Here is a 25,071-nt window from a genome sequence, read left to right as displayed (position 1 = left end):
GACGCTTGCCAAGCGCGGGCGGGATTATTGGGCAGGCTTTGTACGGTTCTCACTATGTCGTGGCGGAAGGAACGCTCCGCAGTGCTGCTCTGGATCCAATCCGCGCGCCAATAACAAACCTAGGACTCAGCATACGCCAGTTCCTCGTCTGCTGTCATCGGGGGATCGACAATGGTTTCCGTGTAGCATTATTAACAACTAGTAATATATAAGTAAGTGTGCACACTTTTTATATCAAGGGTTTCCGATGATTCGCATGTCTTACGGAGCGGTAAAAATGATTTTGCAGCAAATCGCTGCATATAGACAGGGAGATTTAATGAAAAAGTTTTTTGCGGCCGTAGCTATCGCATGCGGACTGGCTGGTGTTACCCAAGGTGCTCAGGCGGCCGGTAATGTCGAAAGTGCTTCTATGAACCATATGCGCGGTTGGGCGTGCGACCCAAACTCTCCGCTCTACCAAGGGCAAGTGATGATGTACCGTGACGATGGTCAGTGGGTGGGTACCGCGCAAATCAATGTGGCGCGTGAAGCCGCAGTTAGCAATGCATGCGGTGGCGGAACCATTCATGGATTTGATGCCAGTTGGCAAGTGGATCCATCGCTGATAGACAATAAAAACCATTATGTTGAATTCTGGTATATCGGCGGCCAAGAAATGGAACTCACCAGTTCTCGGAGGTTGCTGGGATTCTGTCAGGCTGTCATCAGCCCTAGTGGACTTTGCCCAACGAACTGATAAATTTTATTCGGCTTAGATTCCGGCCTCGATACCAACCCGCTTCGGCGGGTTTTCTCATTTCTGAAGGAGTCTCTCAATGCAGAGCACAGATATCAGCAAGCCGATTGCAAAGGCAGTGAGTGCGGTGACAGTAGCCATGGCCGCGCAAGCCGGAACCCAACGCTTCTACCGTAGCGTTGTCTATACGGAACTCATTGCCTATGGCTAGTTTTGGAAAAGCAATTACGGTTGGCTTTTAACCGCTGGGGCTAGAGCAAACCACGACGAGGTCGCGCATCATCATGTTTGACGAGTACCGCGAGATGAGAGAAACGAAGGGGTGACCTAACGTGCGCAAGATTCCAGGCGTACTACGCGCAAACCCGATGCCCCTCGTGGTCGTGACGGATACATGGTAGCCGAGCGCGGCGAGGCAGCAGCCCATACGCTTGCAAAGCACAGCGAGTATGTCCAGGCTGTGGCCGCCGAGACCGGCACATTCCAAGCGTTCAAAGCCGTCATGTTGATGGGCAGCTATTACGAGAGCCGCTACCGCGCCACTGGCGCGCCTTAGGTGGACAAGCCTACGAAGGGCCAGTCGCCGACCGACTGCTGCGGTCTCGAAGGCAGCCGCTACCTGGCGACCAAGCGCATCGCCATGGCTATGTTTCGCCTTTGGACCACCTCTATGCCGTTGCAGCAGGCTGTATTCATCGGCTTCATCCACTACAAAGGTGAGGGCGCGTTGCACACCTCGATCCTGCTGCGCAAGCCCAAGTCCACTCGGCTGCCCGCAGCCACCTTGCAGATAACGCCGCATCCCTTGACCGCCAACTTGCAGAAGGCCCGGCGAGCTCGCATCGCGCCGCTGGCGGCATCATCCCGGTTAAGGGTAGGGGGTTCGCCGGGTTAAGGCTGTAGGTGCCTCGCGCTGCGGCCTGGAAGAAGCGACAGAAGACTGGTCTCCGGAACGCAAAAAAAGGCCCCCAAAAGGAGCCTCAAGAATCAGAGTGAAATCGGCTGTCGATGTCCCGCAATGTCCCCGGGGGCGACTTTAAAAGAGAGCCACTTGATTTCATTAAGAAAAAGTGGTCCCCCCGACAGGAATCGAACCTGTATCTAGCGCTTAGGAGGCACTCGTTCTATCCATTGAACTACGGAGAGGGACAGCGGCCTATTGTAGAGGACTTGCCGAGCCTCGCAGCCAATCTGGCGGGGGACGGCATCCGATGCGTTGATCCGCACACAGGATGCCCTTCAGCGCAGCTTGCTGCCTGGGCTGTAAAAAGTCGCGACTCCAGGCAAACTCCCGCGGAAGCGCAAAATTTCACAGCATGTTTCCTTTTCCTTCCACCCCACTCCCCCCATTGGCGGCGCTCCATGACCGCTGGCAACCCATCGGTTCCCTGCAAGCGCTTTACGTCAGAGCCGGCAAGGCGCCTGAGCCGCGATCGGTGGCGGAGGCCCAGGCGATCGGCGGCTATGGCCTGGCAGAGGATCGCCATGCGTCCCTTCTGTCTCCCCGGCAACTGCTGATCGCGGACAACGGTGCCTACCGGCGCTGGGATTTAGCGGACGGCACTCTTAGGGAGAATCTGCGGGTGGACTTCCCGGTCCGGGGACTTGCTTCCGGTGATCTGCTGCGGATTGGGAGCGACGTGGTGCTTTGGATCACGTTTGTCTGTGAACCCTGCAGGCTGCTGGAGCGCAGGGCGCCGGGGATCGTTGCGAATATCGGCCGAGACCGAGGCATGCTTGCCCGCGTGCTGCGAGGCGGAACCATCCGCCGTGGCGCAGCGATAGCGGTATGCCGCGCGATAGCGCCTGCGTTCAGCGACCAGTGGCAGCAGAGGGTCCAGCAGGTGGCCTGCGCGGTGCCCGGGGGCGCCTGGATCAGCTATCGGCAGCTGGCCGAGATGGCCGGCGTGCAAACGGCCTATTGCAGAGCTTTCCCCAGGGTGCTGGCGCAGTTGCCAGCGAGCGTGGCCGCAAGGGTGCGGAGCCAGCGCAGTGCGGTGGCTGAGGCGCCCTGGTCCGGTGCTGGATTCTTTGGCATGGCCCAGGATTGACGCCTGCATTGCCTGAGAAACGGCAACTGCAACCCCGGCTTCCCGCTGACAAACATGCCTCCGCCGTTTTGCAACGGGGCGGAGGCATGTCCTTGCGCACTGCACCCGATCTGTGGCTCAGGGGCTCAATCAGTCATAGCGCAAGGTGTAGATCAGATCCAGCGCGCTGGTCGTACCGGCGGAGCCGCGCAGCTGCAGATTGCGGGTGAAGTCATAGAAGATGTAGAGCGCGCCCAGGGTGCCGGCCAGGCCGGCTTCGTAGGTCACATACAGGTCCTGCGAGATGCGTTTGCCCAGGGACAGGCTGGCGGAGTCGCGGTCGGTACCGCCAAAGCCGATTTCGTCCAGGCCCAGGCCCTTGGCAATATTGCCGGTGATGCTCTCGCCCGAGCCGCCGCTGAGCAAGGCCAGCGCTGCTTGCTGCATCAGTGCGCTGCTGGCGCCACCTTCGGCTGGGTCGCGTCCCATCACCACCCAGGAGATCTTCTCCGCATCGGGCATTTCGGGGTTGGAGTACAGACGCACGCGCGGCGCCTGTGCCGAGCCGCTGACCTGCACACCCGCCCGCACAGCGATGTTCGGACGCAGCGCCAGAATATCGAGCGAGGGGTTGTTGTACGGGCCATTGAAACGGATCAGGCCGGTTTCCACATTCAGCACCTGGCCCCAGGCGCGGTAGCGGCCTTCTTCGGTGCTGATGACGCCGGTGATACGCGGCATGCCGATGCCGGCGCCGCCGCTGCTTTGCACATTGAGCGTGCCAGTCAGGCGGGTGGTGATGCCATAGCCTTGCAGCGCGAAGTCGTGGCCCATGTCGAGCTTGACGTTCAGGATCAGCGGCTTGGCGGGTGTCACCTGGCCTGCAGGGGCATCGAGCTTGGCCTGGGCGGCCTTGGCCGCTTCCTGCTTGGCCTTCTCGGCAGCGGCTGCGCGGCTGGCCTTGGTGCTGACCACGACATCACTGCCCAGCTTGGGCGAGGATTCATCGGCCAGCATGATGCTGGCGCGGTCCACGGTCAGGTCCCCGGTGATGCTCATCTGGCCTTGCTGCAGCTGGCTGCGCACCTGGCCGGAGACGCTGACCTGGCGGTCGGCACGCACCAGCACCTGCAGGGCCTTGGCCTGGGTGCGGATGTCCATGCGGATATCGGGTGCAGCGCCGTTTTGCGGCATGGTCCAGCTGATGGTGCCGGTGGCATCCAGGGTACCGCCGCTGGTGGGCGCGGCCGTCAGATTGCCGCTGTAACCGGCGATGCGGGCACGGCTGCCTTCGCCGCCGTCAAAGTGCAGGCTTTGCAGCTCCAATGTATTGCCGTTGAGCTGCGCACGCAGGCTGCCGTTGCGCAGGTCCACGCCATCCAGCTGCGATTGGACGTGCATCTTGTCGGCGGTGATGGTGCCGCTCCAACGCGGGTCTTGCAGATTGCCCGCCAACTGCACATTGGCCGCCAGGCTGCCCGCTACGCGCCAGCCCGGGGGCGCAAAGCTGGCCCAGATGCCCAGGTCGGGCATTTGCGCCTGCACGCTGCCGCTCAGTGGCGCATCGGGCGCCACGGTGGCGCCCAGGTAGTTCTTGCCTTCGTACTGCAGTGCGGTTTGCACATCGGCCGTCAGCTGACCGGCGTTGACCGAATCCCACTGCACGCGGCTGCGCACCTGGCGGTCTTGCACGGTCACTTCCACCTTGGCAGTGCGGATGCGCGCGATGACGGTCTGACCCTCTGCCGAGAAGGCCTTGGAGATGGCGCCTTCCTTGCCACTGGAGTGGAAGGTCACGTTCTTCGGCGCGCTGCCCTGGGTGTGCAGCTGCAGATCGCCGCTGGCGCGCTCGATCTCGAGCTTGGCATTGAGGCCGTTTTGCGTGTTGACCTCCCAACGGCCCTGGACCACCAAGTCTGAATCAAGCGGGCTGTGCTTTTGCGCCTGGCTCGGATCGGGCTTTTGGAAGGCGCGAATCCAGCGCACAGGCAGGCCTTGCAGGGTGCCCGTGCTCTGCAACTGCACAGCCTTGTCCGCCCCCTGGCTGAACTGCAAGGGGTTCCATTGCAAGGTGACCGTGCCGGGCTGGGGGCTGGTCAGCTGTAACTGGCTGGCGCCGGTGCTGGCGCGCAGGGGCTGGTTGCCGGCGGGCAGCTGCAGTTGGAAGTCCAATGGCTGCTGCAGCTGTACCTGCCAGGGCTCCTTGTTGGGCGGCAGCGTCGCGCGGGCTTGCAGTTTGCTCAATGCGCCACTCCACCGCTGGGCGGCCGTGCTGTTGGCCGCCAGGCTGACCTGGGCGGCCATTTGCTGCTCGCCATGCTGGGCTTGCGTGCGCAGGTCCAGTTGCACCTTTTTGAGGTTGCCGACCAGGGCCAGCTCGGTATCGCGCAGCTGCCACAAGTCGGCGGCATCGGCGCTGGGGCGCACGCTCAGCTGCGGGGTGGTGATGCTGGCATCGAGTGCAAAGGGCTGGCCACCAGAGGGAATGCCCTCTGGCAATCGGGCCAGCAGGCCGGCCTGCTGCAGCTGGCGCAGCGCATCACCATAGCCACCGCTAAAGCGCAGCCTGGCATCCAGGCTGCCCTGGGCCAGCATGCCCTCGGGCAGCGCCTGGGCCATGCCCGGCACCTTGCGCAGCCACTGCAGCAGTTGCTCGGCGCTGCTCAGCCGCAGCAAGACATTGCCCTGGCCTTGCTGAGGCGTGGCCTGGGCCTTGGCATCCAGATTGGCACCGGGTGCCTGCACCGACAGCTCACCCGCGCCGCTGCGCTGGTCGATATTGGCGGTCAACTGCTTGGCGTTGATGTGGGCGCCCAATGCATCGATCTGCGCGCTTTGCAGCTGCAGCTCGGGTGCTTTCCACTGGCCCTTGGCGACCACGCGGTCGATCGGCAAGCTGGTGCTGGCCGCCGTAGCCTTGGCCGGCGTGCGGCGGTCGGAGGTGATGTTGGCGTCAAAAACAATGGCCTCGTTCTGCGACTGGGCCGACAGGGTGCCGGACAGCGGCGCGCTGTCGATGCGGGTATCGACCAGCGCCGGGTTGATGGCGCGCAGCGCCGCCTGGATGCCGGCATGGTGGTCTGCCAGGCGGTAGTGGCCCTGGGCGGTCAGGCTGCCGCTGCCCAGTTGCACCTGGCTGCCTTCAAGGACATCCACGCGCTGGCCGTCAAACAACGCGTGGGTCTGCACGGCGCTGACCGGCAGGTGCTGGTGGTTGATGGGGCCGGGCAGGGCGTTCTTGATATCGACCTGGATATCCAGCGGCACGGGCAGCAGCGCAGGGGGCGTTGCGGGGGCGGCATCCTGGGCATCGGCAGAAGTGGTGGCATCGGCCTTGCCGGCCGTGGGGTCCACCGGCACATCCACCAGTGCTGGTGCGGGATGGGCGGCATGGGTGCTGCTGACCAGCTCGGGCGCTGCCTCGCTCACCGCCAACTGGCCGTTGAGCAAGGTGGTGGGCAGGCTGGGCAAGAAGGCGCCCAGGTTGACGCTTTGCAACTGCGCCTGTGCCGGGCCCAGCGGCCAGGGGCGCCAGGGGTAGACGGTGGCATTCACATGGGCCTGCATGGGCGCGGCGCTGGCCAGTGCCTGGGCCGAGCGGGCGGCCTGGGCCTTGGCGGCTTTCTCCTGGGCCGAGGGTGCCTTGTTGGCGGTTTTTTTGTTGCCGGGGGCTGGCGCGGGTGGGGTGTCCGCCGCCTTGGCCGTTGCAGCGGGCAACTGGGGATTGACCTGGGCCTGCACACGCAAAGCGGCATCCAGGCCCGACAAGGTCCCCGTGACCTGCACAACGGCATCTGCCAGGATGGCGGGCAGGGCATCGGTGGCAGGCTGGTCCAGTTGTGCTTTCAGCTTGGCGCTGGTCTGCATCGGCGCCAGTGCATCCACATCCGCTTTGAGCTGCAGGCGGCTGTTGAAGGCTTCGACCTGGTCGATCTGCAGCTGGTGCTTGTCAGCGGCGTAGAGGTAGTGGCCCTGCAGCTGCGTGACGGTGACGGGCTGCGGCGCGGCCCAGACGATTTCATCCACCGTAAAAGGCACCTCCAGCACACGCAGCGGCAGCGGTAACTGCTCCAGAGGCTTGGTCGGCTCCTTGGGCTTGTCGATGCCCGAAGGCGTGATGGTGACCTTGGCGATATGAATGGGCGCCAGACGCAGCTCGCGGTCCAGAATCTTGTCCAGGCTCCAGCCGATGGTGGCCTGGTCCACCTGCACGCTCAGCGACGGGTTGCTCCATTGCAGTTGGCCGATGCTGCCACCGCCGCGCAGGCTGCCTTGCACATCCTGCGCCTGCAGTTGCATGTCGGCCGGCAAAAAGCGCTGGGCCAGGGTGATGGTGCGGGCCAGCGAATCGTTCTGCCCCGTCCACCACCAGGCGCCGCCCAGCAAGGCCACCAGCAGCACGATGAGGGCAAGCAGCAACCACAGCAAGTAGCGTGCGGCGCGCCGCCATCCACTGCGCTTTTGAGGGGAACGGGGGCCGCTGGGCGGAGACGCCGCAGCAGGCGCCGCGCTGGCCGGAGGTGCAATAGCGTGTGTATCTGCCATTTTTAGAAGCTGTATCCCAGACGCAAGTGCAAGCGGAAGCGTTCATCTTTGAGGCCATAGGCCACATCGGCCTGCAGCGCACCGACCGGGCTGCGCCAGCGCAATCCGGTGCCAATGCCCCAGAAGGGGGTCAGATCACCGGCCTTGTCGGCGACCGAGCCTACGTCGGCAAACACCGCCGATTCCCAGGCGCTGATCTCGCCATTGCGTACGAGGGGGCGCTGGTACTCGACGCTGCCCACGTACATGTAGCGGCCGCCATAGACCTGGTCGCCCGCAATGCGGGTACCGATCTTCTTGTAGCCATAGCCCCGCACGGTGGTGTCGCCGCCGGTGATGAACAGCTGGGTCGCAGGGATCACGGCCGAATCCTTGGCCATGATGGCGCCGCCTTCGGCCCGCAGCGCAATGCGCGCGCTGCGCGAGCTGCCATTGGGCGCTGTGACCTTGCCTGCCGGCACAAAGCCCTGCCAGCGCAGCAGGCTGCGCACAAAGGGCTCGCGCTCTGGTGTGATGGTGTAGCCGGCACCCAGCTCGGCGGCAATGCCGTAGCCGCGCGTGGGGTCGGTATTGTTGTTGAAGTAGCGGCCCGTCCAGCCGTAATTGACGCTCAAGGCGCTACTGGAGGGGATTCTTTCCTGGCCCTGCACCGAGGAGAAGTCGTACTGCAGGAAAGCGCTGCGGTCGATATGGTCCGAGCTTTTCTTGTGACCACCGCGCAGCTGCATGGAGTTGACGGTGAAGTCGCCATTGAGTTCGCGCTTGACCTCGCCGGCGCCAAAATAGGCCCAGCCACTTTCCTTGGGCAGATCGGTCCATTCGGTGGACAGCAGCTTCTTGTCGCGTTCAAAAGAGAACTTGCTCACGGCCCGCCATCCCAGCCCGGGCATCTTGTTGTGGATGTGGTCCAGGCTCAGACGCGGCCCGGTGTCGGTCGACATACCGATACCAAACACCACCTTTTGCAGCTTGGCTTCACGCACCTGGGCAATGACCGGCGCTTCCTTGGGATTGGCGGTGTCGGTGTCCAAGGTCAGAAAGACCGAATCGTAATAGCCGCTGGCGGCCAGCCGGGTCTGGGCATCGAGCATGTCGGTTTCGCTGTAGTTCTGGCCGCTGGGCAAGCGGGCAATGCGGGCGATGCCTTCAGCGTCGTAACGCTCGGTCCCCTCGATGCGCAGCGGGCCGAACTTGTAGAGCGGGCCGCTGTCATAGCCCACTGACAGCTTGGCCTCGTTGGTATCGCCGTCGATGTTGGCCTGGCTGTTGCTGATCTTGGCGGTGGGGTAGCGGTTGCGCTGCAGGCTGCGCAGGCCTTCGGACTTGGCGCTGCTCCAGCCTTTTTGGGTAAAGCCCTCACCGGGCTGCAGATCCCAGTTGCGTTGAAAGCGCGCGCGGCGCGCGGCAAAGTTCTTTTCCTGGGTGACTTCACCGCTGTAGTCCAGCTCGACCTCGGTCACCTTGGTCTGCGGGCCGGGTTCGACCTCGATCAGCAACTGGGGGCGTGCCTGGCTGTTGTCTGTCGAGATGCCGGTGTCGGCGGGCGCGGTGCCGGTGTCGTAGGCATCGATCTTGATCTCCGGGCTGAAGTAACCCAAGGTGCCCAGCAGCTCGCGCACGTCTTCATCGGCACTGCCCAGCAGGCGTGTCATCTCGCTCATCTGCAGCCCGGGAAAGTTGCGATAGCGTTTGAGCTCCAGGTGCTGCTCCAGGTACTCGCGCACCTCCTTGGGGGCCTTGACGGTGATATCAAACGCGGGTTCGCTGCTGGCATGCGTCGCGGAATCCTCCGCGTCGTCGCCCTTGGGGGTGCTGCTGCAGCCTGCAAGCAGAGCAGCAGTAAGAATAAAAAACGCCGGCAGGACCGGCGTCGTCAGACGTTGGCGCATGGTCACTTTGACAGCAAACGCATCGTGTCCTCCAGCCCTTTGAGCGACAGGGGAAACATGCGGTCACCTACGAGTTGTTGTATCAGGCTGATGCTTTGGCGGTATTGCCACACGCCTTGCGGCTCCGGATTGATCCAGGCGTGTTTTGGAAAGGCATGGGTCAATCGTTTAAGCCACTCGGCTCCAGGTTCCTCATTGTTGTACTCAACAGAGCCTCCTGCTTGTAGGACTTCGTATGGACTCATTGTTGCATCGCCGACAAAGATCAGTTTGTAATCTTTGTTGTATTTTCGGATGATGTCCCAGGTCGGAAATTTCTCGGCGTAGCGGCGCTTGTTGTTCTTCCACATGTAGTCGTAGACACAGTTATGGAAGTAGTAGAACTCGAGGTGCTTGAACTCGCTTTTGACAGCGCTGAACAACTCCTCGACCCGCTGGATGTGGTCGTCCATCGTGCCGCCCACGTCCATCAGCAGCAGCACTTTCACATGGTTATGGCGCTCGGGCACCATCTTGATGTCGAGGTAGCCGGCATTGGCCGCCGTGGCGCGGATGGTGTCGGGCAGGTCCAGCTCCAGGTCGTTGCCTTCGCGGGCAAAGCGGCGCAGGCGGCGCAGTGCCACCTTGATATTGCGGGTGCCCAACTCCTGGGTGTCGTCGTAATCGCGGTAGGCCCGCTGCTCCCAGACCTTGACGGCGCTGCGGCTCTTGCCCGGGCCGCCAATGCGCACGCCGGCCGGGTTGTAGCCACCATGGCCAAAGGGGCTGGTGCCGTTGGTGCCGATCCATTTGCTGCCGCCCTCGTGCCGGCCTTTTTGCTCTTCCAGGCGCTTTTTGAGCGTCTCCATCAGCGCATCCCAGCCCATCGCCTCGATGGCGGCCTTTTCTTCGGCACTCAGCTCTTTTTCCAGCACCTGCTTGAGCCAGTCCTCGGGCAGCTCCTTCTTCCAGTCGGTGAGCATTTCCATGCCCTTGAAATAGGCGCCAAAGGCCTGGTCGAACTTGTCGAACAGCTTTTCATCCTTGACCAGGCAAAGCCGCGCCAGGAAATAGAAGTCGTCCAGGCTCCAGGCATCCTGGGAGCGGGGACCGGCCAGGCCCTTGTCCAGTGCTTCAAGCAGCGTCAGCAGCTCCTTGACCGACACCGGCAACTTGGCCGCGCGCAAGGTGTAGAAAAAGTCTATCAACATGGTTTGTAAACAATCCGTAACAGTTTGGCGCTAGCCTCTCCAGTCTAACGGGTACTCGGAAGGCTAGCTGTCATGGTGATGATCAAAACGGACAAGGCACGCCAGGCTTTGCGGGATCGCGGCAGCCTGTCCGTGCAGGAGCGCCAGATTCTGATCTTGTGCGACGGCCAGCGCTCACGTCAAGAGATTGCGCGTTGGGTCGGGGACAGCGCGGGCAGTGTGCTGGATGCCTTGGTCCTGTCCGGCTATCTGGCCACGCAGCAGTCCGCAGCACCGCCTCCGCCCTTACCACCTGCCGCGCCTCCGGTCCCGCCAGGCACGCCCGCACCCCCATCGCCTGCTCGGCCCGCATCCGCACCGGTGGCGGCTGCATATGTGGAGCAGACGCGGGCCAGCCATGGCAGCAAACGCTCGCTGGCCGGCTGCAAGATGTATGCGGTGGGGATTTTGCAGATGCAGCGCAGTGCCGATGCGATGGCGCTGGCCGTACGGGTGCAGCAGGCCAGCGATGAGACCGAGTTGCTGCTGGGCCTGGTGGACATGGTCAGCTTTCTGGAGCAGATGACCAATACCGGCTATGCCGACAACGTCAAAACCCATCTGCGCCAGATTCTGCCGGAGCAGTATCTAGGCGTGTTGAACCTGCAGACTGCCTGAGCTGGCAGCTCTTGAAGTCTCAGCGCGGCTGGTCCAGCAGGTACAGCAGCTGGGCCTTGGCCTCGGGCCATTCGCCGGCCAGCATGCTGTAGAGCACGGTGTCCCGTACGGTGCCATCGCGGCGCGGCGCATGGTGGCGGATGACGCCGTCCTTCTTGGCGCCCAGGCGCTCGATCGCTCGCTGGCTGGCGAAGTTGTAGTTGTCGGTGCGCCAGCCCACAACGGCAGCGCCCAGTGTCTCGAAAGCGTGGGTCAGCAGCAGCAGCTTGCAGGTGGTGTTGACATGGCTGCGCTGCACGCTGCGCGCATACCAGGTGTAGCCAATCTCGACGCGCTTCAATGCGGGCACGATGTCGTGGTAGCTGCTGGTGCCCAGCAACTGGCCGCTGGCCTCGTCCACCACCGCAAAGGGCATGCGGCTGCCAGCATCGCGCATCGCCAGGGCCTGCTCGATATAGGCGCGGGTGTTTTCCGGCTCGGGTACCGAGGTCACGCGGATGTTCCACAGCTCGCCATCCTGCGCGGCAGCACGCAGGCCCGCCTCATGCGCCAGGGTCAGCGGGGTCAGCAGCACGCCACGGGCGCGCAGTTCAACGGGTTCAACGAAGGCCATATGCCTCTTTCTATTCAGCGTTCAGGGTTGGAGGGGCGGCGGCTGCGCCAGCGCCGGGCCAATTGCAAGCCCGCGCCACCGCCCAGGCCGACCAGCACAATCGCGGCAATGCTGCCGGCGCCATAGCCTTCGGAGAACAACTGCCAGCCCAGCAGCGTGGCAATGCCCCAGCCCAGCAGCGCGCCCACCAGAAAACCGGCCGCGTCGCTCAGCCCTTCGATCAGCAGTTGCTGCGGCGTGGCCATGGCAGCGTCAGCGGTTGCGCTGGTTCATGAAGACCAGCTTTTCAAACAGGCTCACATCCTGCTCGTTTTTCAGCAGCGCACCCACCAGCGGCGGGATGGCGATCTTCTGGTCGGCCGTTTGCAGAACCTCGGGCGGAATGTCTTCGGCCACCAGCAGTTTGAGCCAGTCGATCAGCTCGCTGGTAGACGGTTTTTTCTTCAGGCCCGGCAGGTTGCGGATGTCGAAGAACACCTTCATTGCGGCCGACAGCAGCTCTTGCTTGAGCTTGGGGAAGTGCACGGCCACGATCTGCTGCATGGTCTCGGCATCGGGGAAGCGGATGTAGTGGAAAAAGCAGCGGCGCAGGAAGGCATCGGGCAGCTCTTTTTCGTTGTTCGACGTGATGACCACCAGCGGGCGGTGCTTGGCGCGGATCATCTGGCGTGTCTCGTAGCAGTAGAACTCCATCCGATCGATTTCACGCAAGAGATCATTGGGGAATTCGATATCCGCCTTGTCGATCTCGTCGATCAGCAGTGCCACCGGCTGGTCGGCGGTGAAGGCCTGCCACAGCACGCCCTTGATGATGTAGTTGTTGATGTCCTTGACGCGGCTTGCGCTCTCGGGGTCGGCGAGCTGGCTGTCACGCAGACGACTGACCGCATCGTATTCATACAAACCCTGCTGCGCCTTGGTCGTGGACTTGATGTGCCACTGCAGCAGCGGCATGCCTAACGCCTGTGCAACCTCCTCCGCCAGCATGGTTTTCCCTGTCCCTGGTTCCCCCTTGACGAGAAGCGGTCTTTGAAGGGTAATTGCCGCATTGACCGCCAGCATGAGGTCATTGGTCGCGACGTAGTTCTGTGTGCCTTGGAATTTCATGGAAGTGGATGCAGAATCGTGATGACGGGGCCGGTACAGCGTTGACTATAAACCCAGATCTCCGCATCACTGCGGTGGCCTGAACCACACGATTGTGCGCACAATGAATAAAAGATGGACCACGATATTTGCCTTGCTTGTCGCGTCAGCGACCGGCGCAGTCTGCGCGCAGGAGATCAAGGGCAACGCCAAGGCGGCTGAGGGCAAGGTAGCGATGTGCATTGGCTGCCACGGCATTGTGGGCTACAAGGCCAGCTTCCCCGAGGTCTACCAGGTGCCCAAGATTTCGGGCCAGAGCGAGAAGTACATCGATGCCGCTCTGCACGCCTACAAGAAGGGTGACCGCAAGCACCCGACGATGCGCGCGATTGCCGATTCGCTGAGCGAGCAGGACATTGCCGATCTGGCTGCGTACTATGCGCAGCACACGGTGGGTGAAACCAAGCTGGCGGACAAACCATCGAAGGTGCCCAGCGCCGAGGTGGCGGAACTGCTGAAAAAAGGCACCTGCGTCAGCTGCCATGGCGACAACTTCTCCAAGCCGCTCGATCCTTCGTATGCCAAGCTGGGTGGCCAGCACCCGGACTATCTGTACGCGGCGCTGAAGTCCTATACCGTCGAGAAGAACGCGCGCATCGGACGCAACCACCCGATCATGGTGGGCATGGCCAAGCAACTCACCCATGCCGAGATGAAGGCGCTGGCCAACTACATCGGCAGTCTGGACGGCCCGCTGCAAATCGTGCCCGAGTCGCGCTTTCGCAGCAAACAAGCGGCCAACTAAGGCACTGCAGTCGTCAGCCGCTCAGTCCTTGGTAGCCTGGCGCTGCACGGCAGCCACATAGGCATTGCCGTCGGGCGGGCGGCCCGAGCGCTGGCTCTCCCACAGCATCGTTCCCAGGCATTCCATGGCCACATGGTGGGCGTCGTGCAACGAGCCCAGGCGCTTGGCCAGCAGCTCCACGGCCTGGCGAATACCGCGCGGCTGGTCAATGCTGCACTGCTCGCTGATCGACAGGTGCATCGACAGGTGCAGGAAGGGATTGGTCTTTTCCGGCGTCAGGTCGTAGTTGCGGGCAATGGCCGCATCCACGTCGCTCAGGTCTTCACGGTATTCCGGGTGCTCATCGATCCACAGGCTGGCCAGGGTCTCGATGGCTTCCATCGGCTGGCCCGCCTGGTGCTTGGCATTGGCGGCGCAAAAAAAGCGCCGGACATCGGCTTGGGAGGGGTTGAACATAGGGCGCACAGCGTAGCATGCGCTGGGCGGCCACGCTGGGCTGTGGTTAAGCCGGTGGAAGGGCGGCCGGTGCCTGGCGCTTGTCAACAGGTTCTCAGATCTGGCTGTGCGGGTCTTCGGGCGGCGGCGGGTAGGGGCTGCTCGGTGCGTCCTTGGCTTCCTGCACCTGCTCCTGGCGCTCCTGGCGCTCACGGGCCATTTGCTCGACCAGCTGCTCGCGGCCTTGCTTGGCAACGGCCAGCATGGTTTCGCGGTCATGGTGGTGCTCGTACATCTTGTCCGACAGCTCGATGTTGTGCGCGCGGAACACGGTCACCACATACTGCGCATCTTCTTCGCTGTAGCCCATCAACTCCAGCGCCTTCTCGGCCGTTTGCAGGCTGGAGTCGAACACCTCGCGGTCAACATGGTGCACGCCCATGTCGCGCAGCGCATACCAATGCGCCACATCCTTGGCCCGGGCGACGATCTTGAGGTGCGGAAAATGCTGCTGCACCAGGCGCACGATCTGGTTGGTCTGCAGCTCGTCATCGACCGCGATCACCATCACCTCGGCTTTTTCCGCGCCGGCAATGCGCAGCAGGTCCTGGCGCGTAGCGTCGCCATAGAACACCCGGTAGCCAAAGTTCTGCGCCACCTCCAGCATCTCGACACTGTGGTCCAGGATGACGGCCTTGATGCCCTGGCTCAGCAGCACGCGGGTGACGATCTGGCCGTAGCGGCCGAAACCGGCGATCAGCACCGTCGCTTCCTGCTGCTCGCTGAGCTCGGGTGGCACATCGTCGCCCTTGGTCAGGTTGGCAAAACGGGGCATCAGCCAGCGGTCCATTGCGGCCACGATCAGCGGTGTGGCCACCATCGAGATGGCCACCGAGCCGATCAGCAGCGAGGACTGCTGGGGCGTCAAGATGCGCTGCGCCTGGGCGGCGCTGAACACCACAAAGGCGAACTCACCGCCCTGGGCCAGCAGCAAGGTGAAGAGAGGGCGCTCCTGCACCGGCATGCGCAGCAGCTTGGCGAGCCCATAGATGACCACGGACTTGATCAGCAGGAACAGCAGCACCAGCACCAGCATCGTCAGCGGCGCCTGCAGGATGACGGAGAAGTCGATGCTCATGCCCACGGCAATGAAAAACAGACCGAGCAGCAGCCCCTTGAAAGGCTCGATATCGGCTTCCAGCTCGGCGCGGAATTCGCTGTCGGCCAGCAGCACGCCGGCGAGGAAGGCGCCCAGCGCCATCGACAGGCCGATCTGCAGCATCAAGAACGCAATGCCCACGACCAGCAGCAGCGCGGTGGCGGTCGATATCTCGCGCGACTCGCTTTGGGCAATCCAGCGCAGCACAGGGCGCAGCAGGTAGCGGCCCACCAGAATGACGGCCACGATGATGGCCAGCGTCTTGCCGATTTCCATCAGCACATTGCCGTCGTTCTGCGCAGCCTGGTGGCCCACGGCCAGCAGCGGAATCAGTGCCAGGATCGGGATCGCCGCCACGTCCTGGAACAGCAAAATCGCAAAACTGGTCTTGCCGCTGGTGGTGGACATCAGGTTGCGCTCGGCAATGCTTTGCAGCGCGATCGCCGTGGATGACAGCGCCAGGCCCAGCGCCGCAATCAGCGCCAGATGCCAGTCATAGCCAAAAACCAGGCCAGCGGCAAACAGGCCGGCAGTGCACAGCAGCACCTGGGCCGTGCCGACACCGAAGATGGGGCGGCGCATGCTCCACAAGCGGCTGGGCTGCAGCTCCAGCCCGATCAGGAACAGCATCAGCACCACGCCGAACTCGGAAAAATGCAGAATGTCCTGGACGTTGCTGACCAGCTGCAGGCCGCTGGGGCCAATGATCATGCCGGCGACCAGGTAGCCGATGATGGTGCCCAAGCCCAGCGCCCGGGAGATGGGCACCGCAATGACGGCGGCAGCCAGGTAGAGAAAGGTATAGGTAAGCCAGGCGGGTGCGTGTTCCATGCTTGCGGTTTGTTATCGGTGTTTTGTAGTTGCGGTGCACAGATTACTTTTATTTGCCGGGTCACGGTAATTTATTGCAATGTTTTGCGGTTGGCGCTTGTGGGTATTGCCGCGCTAGCTATCAAAAAATAGAGTGCGGCAATGGCCGCAGCGCCTGCGTGCCTGGCCTGGCCGCGTGATAATCCTCGCTTTGCCCCAAAGGGGCTGTGTTGGTGGCGGACGGCTCCGCTGCCCCAGGATGAACCATGGACTTGCATACTTGGATGGCGTATCTCGTTGCGGCTTGCATCATTGCCGTATCTCCCGGATCGGGCGCCGTGTTGTCTATGAGCCACGGGCTCTCCTACGGGGTGCGCAAGACCAGTGCCACCATCCTGGGCCTGCAACTGGGCCTGCTGCTGATTCTGCTGATTGCCGGTGCCGGTGTTGGCTCGCTGCTGATCGCATCGGAGACGGCCTTCAATGCCGTCAAGATCGTCGGCGCCTGCTACCTGATCTACATCGGCTTTGCACAGTGGCGCGCCAAGGGCGGCATCATCGATACCGAGGCCGAGCAGCCCGCCAGCGGCAGCTGGCAAAAGCGCGCGCTGAGCGGCTTTTTGACCAATGCCACCAATCCCAAAGGCATCATCTTCATGGTGGCAGTGCTGCCCCAGTTCATGACCACGGAGCGCCCGCTGTGGCTGCAGCTGCTGATTCTGGCTGCCACCACGTTGGCGGTCGACACGGTGGTGATGCATGGCTACGCCGGTAGCGCCAGCGTGCTGCGCCGCCTGCTGCGCGACAGCCGCGCGATGCGTATCCAGAACAAGGTGTTTGGCGGCTTGCTGATGCTGGTGGGCATGGGCCTGTTCTTCGTCAAGCGCACGCAAAACGCGGCTTGAGCCGGAGAGCCCCGCTGGGGTGGCGGGGCTGGTGGGTGATTACTGCGCCCGCGTGCCGTCCGGCATCGCAAAGCCGTTCTGGCGCCAGGCCTCGAACACGGTCACTGCCACGGCATTTGAGAGGTTGAGGCTGCGCTGGCCGGCCACCATCGGCAGGCGCACCCGCTGGCTGGTGGGAAAGCTTTCGCGCACGGCGATGGGCAAGCCCCGGGTTTCGCAGCCAAACACCAGCCAGTCGCCGGGCTGAAAGCGCACATCAAAGGCCGGGCTGCTGCCATGGGTGGTCATCGCAAACATGCGGTCGGCGGCCGGCTGCATGCGCTCCAGGAAGGCTTCCCAACTGGCATGGCGCTGGGTGGCGGCGTACTCGTGGTAGTCCAGGCCGGCGCGGCGCATCAGGCGGTCTTCCATCGAAAAGCCCAGCGGCTCGATCAGGTGCAGGCGGCTGCCGGTGTTGGCACACAGACGGATCACATTACCGGTGTTGGGGGGGATTTCGGGTTCGACCAGGACGACGTTGAACATGGCAAATGCGCAAAAACAAGGGCGCCAGTGTAGCGGCCCGGCCAAACAGGGGTGGGCTGCTGCGCTATTGGCCCGGCGCCGGCGTTCTGGCAAAGACCAGGGCTTGCACGGCCGGTGCGCCACGCGTCTGTAGCAGTTGCGCCACCGCCCCCAAGGTGGCGCCGGTGGTCATCACATCATCCACCAGCAGGGGGCACGCACCCAGATCCTGCGCCTGCAGCCCCGGCCGCAGCGCAAAGACATGGCGCAGGTTGCGCAGCCGGGCCGCGCGGTCCAGGCCGGCCTGGGCGGGGGTGTCCAGCAGCCGCTGCAGGTAGTGGGGCTGCACCTGGGCCCGCACAAGCCCGGAGGGCGCCTGGCGGCACAGCGCTTGGGCCAGCAGCAGCGCCTGGTTGTAGCCGCGCTCGCGCATGCGGCCGGCAGACAGGGGCACCGGCAGAATGACGCTGGCCTGCTGCAGGCTGGCGAGGACCCCCGGGGTGCGCAGCAGCAATTGGGCCATGCGGTTTGCCCATGCCAGCTGCTGGTGAAATTTGAGCCGCAGCACCATGCCATCCCAAGGCGGGCTATAGTCCACGGCGGCATGGCAGTACTGCAACAGCGGTGTATCGCGCAGGCAGCCGGCGCAGACGTCGGTGCTGGCGGGCAAGGGCAGCGCGCAGCGGCTGCAGCGGCGCAGGCCTGGCTGCCAGCAGACCTGGGCGCAGGACGCACAGATCCAGTCACTGGGCCAGCTGCGGCACACCAGGCATTGGCTGGGCAGGTGGCCCAGCACCTGGGCCGCCCGCTGCCACAGGCTGGGCCGGTGCTTGTCAGGTGTCGCTGCTGTCATTGCTTTTATACCAATCCATAATCTGCGCGCCAAAGCGCAGGTGTCCCCCATGGCTGAATTTACCGCACCTCCCTCGATCGACCCCCAAGCCGCCCATGCCTGGCAGCGGCGCGCGCCTGCGCACAGCCCCTGGCTGCACGAGGAGGTCGGCCGCCGGATGCAGGAGCGCCTGCAGTGGATCGTGCAAAAACCGGAATCCTGGTGCAGTTGGGAGCCAGTTTACGGCGGGCTGGAGGCGCACCAGCAGGTGGCAGAACGCTACCCTGCGGCTGACATCCACATCGTCGAAAGCCGTCCGGCCCATGCCGCGCTGCTGCGCAGCCAGCTGGACAAGCCCTGGTGGGCACTGAGCCGCTGGCGCCAGGCCAAGTTGCACTGGGGCCTGCCTGCGCCGGGAAGTGTGCATATGCTCTGGGCCAATATGGCGCTGCACCAGCACCCCAACCCCCAGCAGCTGCTGCAGACCTGGCACCAGAGCCTGGCGGTCAACGGCTTTGTGATGTTTTCCTGCTTCGGGCCGGACACGCTCAAAGAGCTGCGCGCGGCTTATGCGAGCCAGGGCTGGCCTGCGGCCAGCCATGAGTTCACCGACATGCACGACTGGGGCGATATGCTGGTGCAGGCCGGCTTTGCCGAGCCGGTGATGGACATGGAGCGCATCAGCCTGTCGTATTCAGGCGCCGCGCAATTGCGCGCCGAGCTGCGTGAGCTGGGCCGCAACCTGCACCCGGCCCGCTTTGGCGGCCTGCGCGGCCGCCAGTGGCGCGACCAGCTCGACGCCTTGCTGACGGCCAAGTTGGCCGATGCGCAGGAGCAGGGCCGTCTGGTGCTGTCGTTCGAGATCATCTACGGCCATGCCTTCAAGCCCACGCCGCGCATGAAGGTGCAAGGCGAGAGCAGCATCAGCGTGCAGGATATGCAACAGATGCTGCGCCAAGGGCGACCAGGCGGGGCCTGACCGCATCGCTTGCGGCTGCTGGCGCGCAGCGCCCAGGCGGTGCCGCCGCCTTAACACATTCCTGCGCTGTCCAGTGGTGGACAGCCGCTGTTGTCAATCTCCTATGATCCCGGGATTGCATGGGTTGCAATCTTGCGCGGTTGCGGCCATGCTCGCTGTAACGACCAAGTGGTACGGGTGCAAGCGGAGATGCGCCCGGCGGTGTCTGCACCACGCGGCTGGATGTTGTCCCCCACATCATTCAGCCTGCCCTATATAACGATGAGAAGATGAGAAGTAAGTGACAACTATGAAAAGTGATTCTCATAAGCTGGCTTCTTGGCTGCTGCTGGTGGCATCCGGCCTCACTTCCGCAGCCCATGCGGTGCAAAGTCTTCCCGGCGGCCCGGCCGTAGGGCAGATGAACCTGGCTCCCCCCGTTACCCGTATTGCCCAGGAGCAACACACGCTGCACTGGATGATGCTCTGGATCTGCACCATCATCTTTGTCGGTGTGTTCGCGGTGATGTTCTATGCGATCTGGAAGCACCGCAAATCCAAGGGAGCCGTGCCTGCCACCTTCCATGAATCGGTCACGGTCGAGGTCACCTGGACCGTGCTGCCGTTCATCATCGTGATCCTGATGGCCCTGCCAGCCACCAAGGTGCTGGTCGCGCAAAAGGACACCACCAATGCCGATCTGACGGTCAAGGTCACCGGTTACCAGTGGAAATGGGGCTATGACTACCTGACCGGCGAAGGCGAAGGCCTGAGCTTTATCTCCACCCTGGACAGCGGCCAGCGTGCGATGTCGAACAGCGGCGATGTCTCCAAGGCGCCCAATGACTACCTGCTGCGCGTCGACAAGCCTCTGGTCGTGCCGGTCGACAAGAAGGTGCGCATCATCACCACCGCTGCCGACGTGATCCACTCTTTCATGGTGCCGGCCTTCGGCATCAAACAGGATGCGATTCCGGGCTTTGTGCGTGACACCTGGTTCCGTGCCGAAAAGACCGGCGACTACTATGGCCAGTGCGCCGAGCTCTGCGGCAAGGAGCATGCCTACATGCCCATCCATGTGAAGGTGCTGTCGGCCAGTGATTACAGCGCCTGGGTGGCTGAGCAAAAGAAGCTGCTGGCCGCACAGGCTGATGATCCCAACAAGGTCTGGGAGCTGGCCGCATTGGTGGCCCGCGGCGAAAAGGTCTATGCCGCCAACTGCGCCGCGTGCCACCAGGCCAACGGCAAGGGCGCCGGCCCGATCAAGGCGCTCGATGGCAGCCCGGTGGTACTGGGCCCGACGGCCGACATGATGCACACGGTGCTGGAAGGCCGCGCCAACGGGGCCATGCCGTCCTGGAAGCAACTGAGTGATACCGACCTCGCGGCGGTGGTCACCTTCACCAAGAACCACTGGAGCAACAAGACGGGCACGATGGTGCAACCCGCCCAGTTTGTCGCTGCACGGGGCGGCACCTTCCCTGAAGGCGGAGGTTCGGCCACGCCAGCCGCTGCTGCTGCACCGGGCGCAGCGCCAGCGGAAGGGGCAGCCTCTGCGGCCCCAGCAGCACCGGCTGTACCAGCACCACCAGCAGCACCAGCAGCCGCTGAGTCGGCCGGTGCCAATGCTGCAGCAGCCGCAGAAGCGCCCATCTCCCAAGTGCTGTTTGCCAGCGGCAAGAGCGAGCTGGACGGCGCAGCGCAGGAAGCCGTGAAGAAGGCGGCCGCGACCCTGGCCGGCCAGAGCGGCAAGGTAGCGTTGTCCGGTTTTGTCGATGGCACTGGCAATGCCGATCAGAATGCGCTGCTGGCCAAGGAGCGCGCCCAGGCGGTGGCCAAGCTGCTGGTCGCGCAGGGCGTGGCCGAAGCACGCATCGAACTGCGCAAGCCGCAGACCATCACCGCAGGCGAGGGCGCTGACAGCCAGGCGCGCCGTGTCGATATTGTTGCTGCACCCTGAAGCGTGCAAGCCCCAGAAGAGCCATCGGAGTCAAGATTTATGAGCGCTGTTCTCCCCACAGACCCCAGCCATAGCGACCACGGCCACGCCGACCATGCCCATGACGACCACCACCATGGTGCGCCCACGGGATGGCGCCGCTGGGTGTTTGCCACCAACCACAAGGACATCGGCACCCTCTACCTGCTGTTTTCGTTCACGATGCTGATGGTCGGCGGGGTGCTGGCCCTGCTGATCCGTGCCGAACTGTTCCAGCCCGGGCTGCAGCTGGTCAACCCCGAGCTGTTCAACCAGCTGACGACGATGCACGGGCTGATCATGGTGTTCGGCGCGATCATGCCGGCCTTTGTCGGCTTTGCGAACTGGATGCTGCCGCTGCAGATTGGCGCGAGCGACATGGCCTTTGCCCGCATGAACAATTTCAGCTTCTGGCTGATGATCCCGGCCGGCCTGATGCTGGTGGGCTCGTTCTTCATGCCTGGTGGGGCACCCGCTGCGGGCTGGACCTTGTATGCGCCACTGACCCTGCAAATGGGTCCTTCGATGGACACCAGCATTTTTGCGATGCACATCATGGGTGCCTCGTCGATCATGGGCTCGATCAACATCATCGTCACGATCCTGAACATGCGCGCGCCGGGCATGACCTTGATGAAGATGCCGATGTTCGCCTGGACCTGGCTGATCACCGCCTACCTGCTGATCGCCGTGATGCCGGTGCTCGCCGGCGCCATCACGATGACCCTGACCGACCGCCACTTCGGCACCAGCTTCTTCAACCCCGCCGGCGGTGGTGATCCGGTGATGTACCAGCATATCTTCTGGTTCTTCGGCCACCCCGAGGTCTACATCATGATCTTGCCGGCCTTTGGCATCATCAGCCAGATCGTGCCGGCCTTCAGCCGCAAGAAGCTGTTTGGCTATGCCTCGATGGTCTATGCGGTGGCGGCGATTGCGATCCTGTCCTTCATCGTCTGGGCACACCACATGTTCACCACCGGCATGCCGGTGACTGGCCAGCTGTTCTTCATGTACGCGACGATGCTGATCTCGGTGCCGACGGCGGTGAAGATCTTCAACTGGGTCGCGACGATGTGGCGCGGCTCGATGACCTTCGAGACGCCGATGCTGTTCTCGGTGGGCTTCATCTTCGTGTTCACGATGGGCGGCTTCACCGGCCTGATCCTGTCGATGGCGCCGATCGATATCCAGCTGCAGGACACCTACTATGTGGTGGCGCACTTCCACTATGTGCTGGTGGCGGGCTCGCTGTTCTCGATGTTTGCCGGCTACTACTACTGGGCGCCCAAGTGGACGGGCGTGATGTATTCCGAATCGCGCGGCCGCATCCACTTCTGGGGCTCGCTGATCTTCTTCAACATCACCTTCTTCCCGATGCACTTCCTGGGCCTGGCCGGTATGCCGCGCCGCTATGCCGACTACCCGATGCAGTTCGCCGATTTCAACATGATCGCATCGATCGGCGCCTTCGGCTTTGGTCTGATGCAGGTGTACTTCTTCGCCTTCGTCGTCTGGCCTGGCATGCGCCACCGTGGCGAGAAGGCCCCGCAAAAGCCCTGGGAAGGTGCCGAAGGTCTGGAGTGGGAGGTGCCATCGCCCGCGCCTTTCCACACCTTTGAGACCCCGCCCAAGCTTGATGCGACCGCCACCAAGGTGATTGGATGATCACGCCGGCGCAGCGCAAGGCCAACCGGCGACTGGCATGGATTCTGGCGTCGATCGCCGTGGCGTTCTTCATCGGATTTCTCGTAAAAATGACGGTGCTCTAGCAGCACGGGGAGCAGCAGGTGAGCAGACATGCAGACAACGCGAAGATGGTGGGCAAGCTGGCCGTGGTCGCCTTTGGCATGTTTGCCTTCGGCTACGCGCTGATCCCGCTGTACAAGCGCATCTGTGAGGTCACCGGCATCAACATCCTGGCGCTGACCGAGCGTGACGTGCCGGGCAACGGCACCGCGGGCAAGAACGTCAAGCTCAACAGCCAGGTCGACGAGAGCCGCACCATCACTGTGGAGTTCGATGCGAATGCGCGCGGCCCCTGGAGCTTCAAGCCGGCGGTGCGCTCGATGCAGGTCCACCCCGGCGCGCTGAGCACGGTGATGTACGAGTTCCGCAACGAGCAGGACCACCGCATGTCGGCCCAGGCGATTCCCAGCTATGCGCCCAAGCAGGCCGCGCCGTATTTCAACAAGCTCGAATGCTTCTGCTTCAACCAGTACACGCTGGAGCCCGGTGAGCGCAAGGAATGGCCAGTGGCCTTTGTGATCGACCCCAAGCTGTCCAAGGACGTGACGACGATCACGCTGTCCTATACCTTCTTTGAGGTCGGTGGCCGTATCCCGGCAGCGCCTGCGTCAACGGCGGTGCTGGTGCCTGCGGTGCAGGGCGCCGGGGCGCAGGCAGGGGCCTCCTGATGGCGAGCGTGCCCGGCCCGCAACCGCCGCGCAAAGGCAATCTCTGGCGCACGGTCAAGGCCGTGGCCTGGTCCTTTTTGGGGGTGCGCAAGGGCGCGGAATGGCAAGAGGATGGCGTGCAGATCACGCCATTGCAGGTGATTGCCGTGGGTTTGGTGGCGATCTTCCTGTTTGTGCTGGGGTTGATGGCCCTGGTGCAGTGGCTGGTTTGATGCCAGGATTGGCATAGCGCAAGAATGAATCAATAAACGATATTTCAGGAGCAGCGATGAGTGCGACTTCCCATGGCACCACACCGTACTACTATGTCCCGGCCGAGTCCCGCCACCCGGTGATGGCGGCCATTGGCCTGGGCTTTGTGATTGCCGGCGCCGGCAACTGGGTCAACGGCCATACCTGGGGCATGTACCTGCTCTTTGCCGGCATTGCCTGGTGGCTGTTTGTGCTGTACCAGTGGTTTGGTGATGCGATCCGCGAAAGCGAGCAGGGCCTCTACAGCCACCGCATCGACCTGTCCTACCGCTGGAGCATGAGCTGGTTCATCTTCTCGGAGGTGATGTTCTTCGGCGCCTTCTTCACGGCGCTGTGGTGGGCACGCTCCCACTCGCTGCCAGCGCTGGGCAGCCTGGACAATGCCCTGCTCTGGCCCGATTTCAAGGCCGTGTGGCCCAGCGTGGAAATGGGCGCGACTGCCTCGCCTGCGGGCATCGTCGAGCCGTTCCAGACCGTGGGCCCCTTCTGGCTGCCCACCATCAATACCGCGCTGCTGCTGACCTCGGGCGTCACCCTGACTATTGCCCACCATGCATTGCAGGCCGACCAGCGCAGCAAGTGCATCCGCTTCATGTGGATGACGGTGGTGCTGGGCATCATCTTCCTCTGCGTGCAGGGCTATGAGTATTTCCACCTCTACACCGAGCTGAACCTCAAGCTCAATTCGGGCACCTACGGCTCCACCTTCTACATGCTGACGGGCTTCCACGGCCTGCATGTGTTCATCGGCATGCTGATGCTGCTGGTCATCACGCTGCGGCTGCAGAAGGGCCATTTCACCGCCAAAAAGCATTTTGGCTTTGAGGGCGCGGCCTGGTACTGGCACTTTGTCGATGTGGTCTGGCTGGGCCTCTACATCCTCGTGTACTGGATGTAGCGGAAGGTTGACCGCTGCCGGGGCCTCAAGCCCCCAGCGGTATGCCATGGGGCTGCAGGTAGCCCAGCTTCCATGCCAGCAGGATACCGGCAAACACCAGTACCGACAGCGCAATGCGCAAGGTCAGCGCCCAGGCCATGCGCTTGCTGCCTGCGTCGGACTGGTTGCCGCGCAGCATGAACAGACCGGCCGCAGCCAGGCAGGCCAGGATCACCACAAGGGCGAGTGCGATGAGCAGGTGCATAGGGCTGTCCTCAGGGTTGTCTCGGTGTTCTTGGAATGCGCCGCGTAGCGCCCGGATGGCCTCTCTGGCAGCTGGCGCAGCCCACCCATTGTGCGGCAGTGCCAGACAGCGCGCCATCCGCCCGC

The 25,071-nt window shown here is 63.2% G+C and carries 25 protein-coding genes and 1 tRNA gene; 14 read left to right on the top strand and 12 right to left on the bottom strand.

Translation table 11 applies throughout. The features are described from left to right. The first annotated feature begins 247 nt into the window (after positions 1–247). The 3 genes from MJ205_RS15580 to MJ205_RS15575 all read left to right on the top strand — a co-directional run bounded on the left by MJ205_RS15580 (position 248) and on the right by MJ205_RS15575 (position 1,634). Complete coding sequence (locus MJ205_RS15580; RefSeq protein ID WP_239809296.1) at positions 248–739, top strand: hypothetical protein; 492 nt, start codon at positions 248–250, stop codon at positions 737–739. Between the two features lie 79 nt (positions 740–818). Next, positions 819–950, top strand: a complete 132-nt coding sequence (locus MJ205_RS23690; protein ID WP_256460937.1) for a hypothetical protein — start codon at positions 819–821, stop codon at positions 948–950. A 345-nt stretch (positions 951–1,295) separates the two neighbouring features. Next, positions 1,296–1,634, top strand: coding sequence for a hypothetical protein (locus MJ205_RS15575; RefSeq protein WP_239809295.1), 339 nt, complete (start codon positions 1,296–1,298; stop codon positions 1,632–1,634). 176 nt (positions 1,635–1,810) lie between these two features. Here MJ205_RS15575 and MJ205_RS15570 read toward each other — a convergent pair. Further along, a tRNA-Arg gene (locus MJ205_RS15570) sits at positions 1,811–1,885 on the bottom strand. A gap of 170 nt (positions 1,886–2,055) precedes the next feature. Between MJ205_RS15570 and MJ205_RS15565 the strand changes: the two genes are divergently transcribed. Then, positions 2,056–2,790: an MOSC domain-containing protein gene (locus tag MJ205_RS15565; protein WP_239809294.1), complete on the top strand. Its 735-nt coding sequence runs from the start codon at positions 2,056–2,058 to the stop codon at positions 2,788–2,790. A 129-nt stretch (positions 2,791–2,919) separates the two neighbouring features. Here MJ205_RS15565 and MJ205_RS15560 read toward each other — a convergent pair whose 3' ends face one another. Genes MJ205_RS15560 through MJ205_RS15550 form a run of 3 tightly spaced genes read right to left on the bottom strand, consistent with a single transcriptional unit; the run spans position 2,920 to position 10,393 of the window. After that, entirely contained in the window at positions 2,920–7,314 is a 4,395-nt protein-coding gene (locus MJ205_RS15560; RefSeq protein ID WP_239809293.1) for a translocation/assembly module TamB domain-containing protein, read from the bottom strand. A 2-nt stretch (positions 7,315–7,316) separates the two neighbouring features. Then, the gene (locus tag MJ205_RS15555; RefSeq protein WP_239809292.1) at positions 7,317–9,203 is read right to left on the bottom strand and encodes an autotransporter assembly complex protein TamA; all 1,887 of its coding nucleotides are present in this window, start codon (positions 9,201–9,203) and stop codon (positions 7,317–7,319) included. A gap of 2 nt (positions 9,204–9,205) precedes the next feature. Continuing rightward, positions 9,206–10,393: a vWA domain-containing protein gene (locus tag MJ205_RS15550; RefSeq protein WP_239809291.1), complete on the bottom strand. Its 1,188-nt coding sequence runs from the start codon at positions 10,391–10,393 to the stop codon at positions 9,206–9,208. Between the two features lie 72 nt (positions 10,394–10,465). Between MJ205_RS15550 and MJ205_RS15545 the strand changes: the two genes are divergently transcribed. Next, on the top strand, positions 10,466–11,050 hold the full coding sequence (locus MJ205_RS15545) for a hypothetical protein (RefSeq protein ID WP_239809290.1): 585 nt from the start codon (positions 10,466–10,468) through the stop codon (positions 11,048–11,050). A gap of 19 nt (positions 11,051–11,069) precedes the next feature. Here the strand turns inward: MJ205_RS15545 and MJ205_RS15540 are convergent, their stop codons facing one another. Genes MJ205_RS15540 through MJ205_RS15530 form a run of 3 tightly spaced genes read right to left on the bottom strand, consistent with a single transcriptional unit; the run spans position 11,070 to position 12,770 of the window. Next, on the bottom strand, positions 11,070–11,663 hold the full coding sequence (locus MJ205_RS15540; RefSeq protein WP_239809289.1) for a GNAT family N-acetyltransferase: 594 nt from the start codon (positions 11,661–11,663) through the stop codon (positions 11,070–11,072). Positions 11,664–11,677: 14 nt separating this feature from the next. Then, positions 11,678–11,908, bottom strand: a complete 231-nt coding sequence (locus tag MJ205_RS15535; protein WP_239809288.1) for a hypothetical protein — start codon at positions 11,906–11,908, stop codon at positions 11,678–11,680. A 7-nt stretch (positions 11,909–11,915) separates the two neighbouring features. Further along, entirely contained in the window at positions 11,916–12,770 is an 855-nt protein-coding gene (locus tag MJ205_RS15530; RefSeq protein WP_239809287.1) for an AAA family ATPase, read from the bottom strand. A gap of 103 nt (positions 12,771–12,873) precedes the next feature. Between MJ205_RS15530 and MJ205_RS15525 the strand changes: the two genes are divergently transcribed. Next, positions 12,874–13,554 carry a c-type cytochrome gene (locus MJ205_RS15525; RefSeq protein ID WP_239809286.1) on the top strand — a complete coding sequence of 227 codons (681 nt, stop codon included), beginning with the start codon at positions 12,874–12,876 and terminating at the stop codon, positions 13,552–13,554. Positions 13,555–13,575: 21 nt separating this feature from the next. Here the strand turns inward: MJ205_RS15525 and MJ205_RS15520 are convergent, their stop codons facing one another. Then, positions 13,576–14,010 (bottom strand): DUF1841 family protein, encoded by a 435-nt coding sequence (locus MJ205_RS15520; RefSeq protein WP_239809285.1) that lies wholly within the window; start codon positions 14,008–14,010, stop codon positions 13,576–13,578. Positions 14,011–14,104: 94 nt separating this feature from the next. Then, on the bottom strand, positions 14,105–15,979 hold the full coding sequence (gene kefC, locus MJ205_RS15515) for a glutathione-regulated potassium-efflux system protein KefC (RefSeq protein ID WP_239809284.1): 1,875 nt from the start codon (positions 15,977–15,979) through the stop codon (positions 14,105–14,107). Positions 15,980–16,224: 245 nt separating this feature from the next. On the opposite strand from kefC, the gene MJ205_RS15510 reads away from it, so the two are divergent. Next, positions 16,225–16,863, top strand: coding sequence for a LysE family transporter (locus tag MJ205_RS15510; RefSeq protein WP_239809283.1), 639 nt, complete (start codon positions 16,225–16,227; stop codon positions 16,861–16,863). Positions 16,864–16,902: 39 nt separating this feature from the next. Here MJ205_RS15510 and trmL read toward each other — a convergent pair whose 3' ends face one another. Together trmL and MJ205_RS15500 are read right to left on the bottom strand one after the other, a co-directional pair. Further along, the gene (trmL, locus tag MJ205_RS15505; RefSeq protein WP_239809282.1) at positions 16,903–17,388 is read right to left on the bottom strand and encodes a tRNA (uridine(34)/cytosine(34)/5-carboxymethylaminomethyluridine(34)-2'-O)-methyltransferase TrmL; all 486 of its coding nucleotides are present in this window, start codon (positions 17,386–17,388) and stop codon (positions 16,903–16,905) included. A gap of 64 nt (positions 17,389–17,452) precedes the next feature. Beyond that, a complete protein-coding gene (locus MJ205_RS15500; protein ID WP_239809281.1) occupies positions 17,453–18,220 on the bottom strand; it encodes a ComF family protein in 768 nt (255 codons plus the stop codon). A 49-nt stretch (positions 18,221–18,269) separates the two neighbouring features. Between MJ205_RS15500 and MJ205_RS15495 the strand changes: the two genes are divergently transcribed. From MJ205_RS15495 to MJ205_RS15465, 7 genes are all read left to right on the top strand, one after another. Next, positions 18,270–19,178, top strand: coding sequence for a biotin synthase (locus tag MJ205_RS15495; protein ID WP_239809280.1), 909 nt, complete (start codon positions 18,270–18,272; stop codon positions 19,176–19,178). A 289-nt stretch (positions 19,179–19,467) separates the two neighbouring features. Further along, complete coding sequence (gene coxB / locus MJ205_RS15490; RefSeq protein ID WP_239809279.1) at positions 19,468–21,117, top strand: cytochrome c oxidase subunit II; 1,650 nt, start codon at positions 19,468–19,470, stop codon at positions 21,115–21,117. A gap of 39 nt (positions 21,118–21,156) precedes the next feature. Beyond that, the gene (gene ctaD / locus MJ205_RS15485; protein WP_116924682.1) at positions 21,157–22,803 is read left to right on the top strand and encodes a cytochrome c oxidase subunit I; all 1,647 of its coding nucleotides are present in this window, start codon (positions 21,157–21,159) and stop codon (positions 22,801–22,803) included. Continuing rightward, positions 22,800–22,907 (top strand): cytochrome oxidase small assembly protein, encoded by a 108-nt coding sequence (locus MJ205_RS15480; protein WP_230775372.1) that lies wholly within the window; start codon positions 22,800–22,802, stop codon positions 22,905–22,907. The genes ctaD and MJ205_RS15480 overlap by 4 nt, the downstream gene beginning before the upstream one ends. A gap of 18 nt (positions 22,908–22,925) precedes the next feature. Next, complete coding sequence (locus MJ205_RS15475) at positions 22,926–23,552, top strand: cytochrome c oxidase assembly protein (protein ID WP_239809278.1); 627 nt, start codon at positions 22,926–22,928, stop codon at positions 23,550–23,552. After that, the gene (locus MJ205_RS15470) at positions 23,552–23,764 is read left to right on the top strand and encodes a DUF2970 domain-containing protein (protein WP_239809277.1); all 213 of its coding nucleotides are present in this window, start codon (positions 23,552–23,554) and stop codon (positions 23,762–23,764) included. The genes MJ205_RS15475 and MJ205_RS15470 overlap by 1 nt, the downstream gene beginning before the upstream one ends. A gap of 56 nt (positions 23,765–23,820) precedes the next feature. Beyond that, on the top strand, positions 23,821–24,702 hold the full coding sequence (locus MJ205_RS15465) for a cytochrome c oxidase subunit 3 (protein ID WP_239809276.1): 882 nt from the start codon (positions 23,821–23,823) through the stop codon (positions 24,700–24,702). Positions 24,703–24,727: 25 nt separating this feature from the next. Here the strand turns inward: MJ205_RS15465 and MJ205_RS15460 are convergent, their stop codons facing one another. Then, positions 24,728–24,946, bottom strand: a complete 219-nt coding sequence (locus MJ205_RS15460) for a DUF2909 domain-containing protein (RefSeq protein ID WP_239809275.1) — start codon at positions 24,944–24,946, stop codon at positions 24,728–24,730. Positions 24,947–25,071 lie beyond the last annotated feature (125 nt).

It is taken from the genome of Comamonas sp. B21-038 (genome assembly GCF_022387135.1).
Lineage (GTDB): Bacteria > Pseudomonadota > Gammaproteobacteria > Burkholderiales > Burkholderiaceae_C > Comamonas > Comamonas sediminis.
The sequence above is the reverse complement of the archived record's forward strand: the minus strand, read 5'-3'. Positions and strand labels throughout refer to the sequence as shown.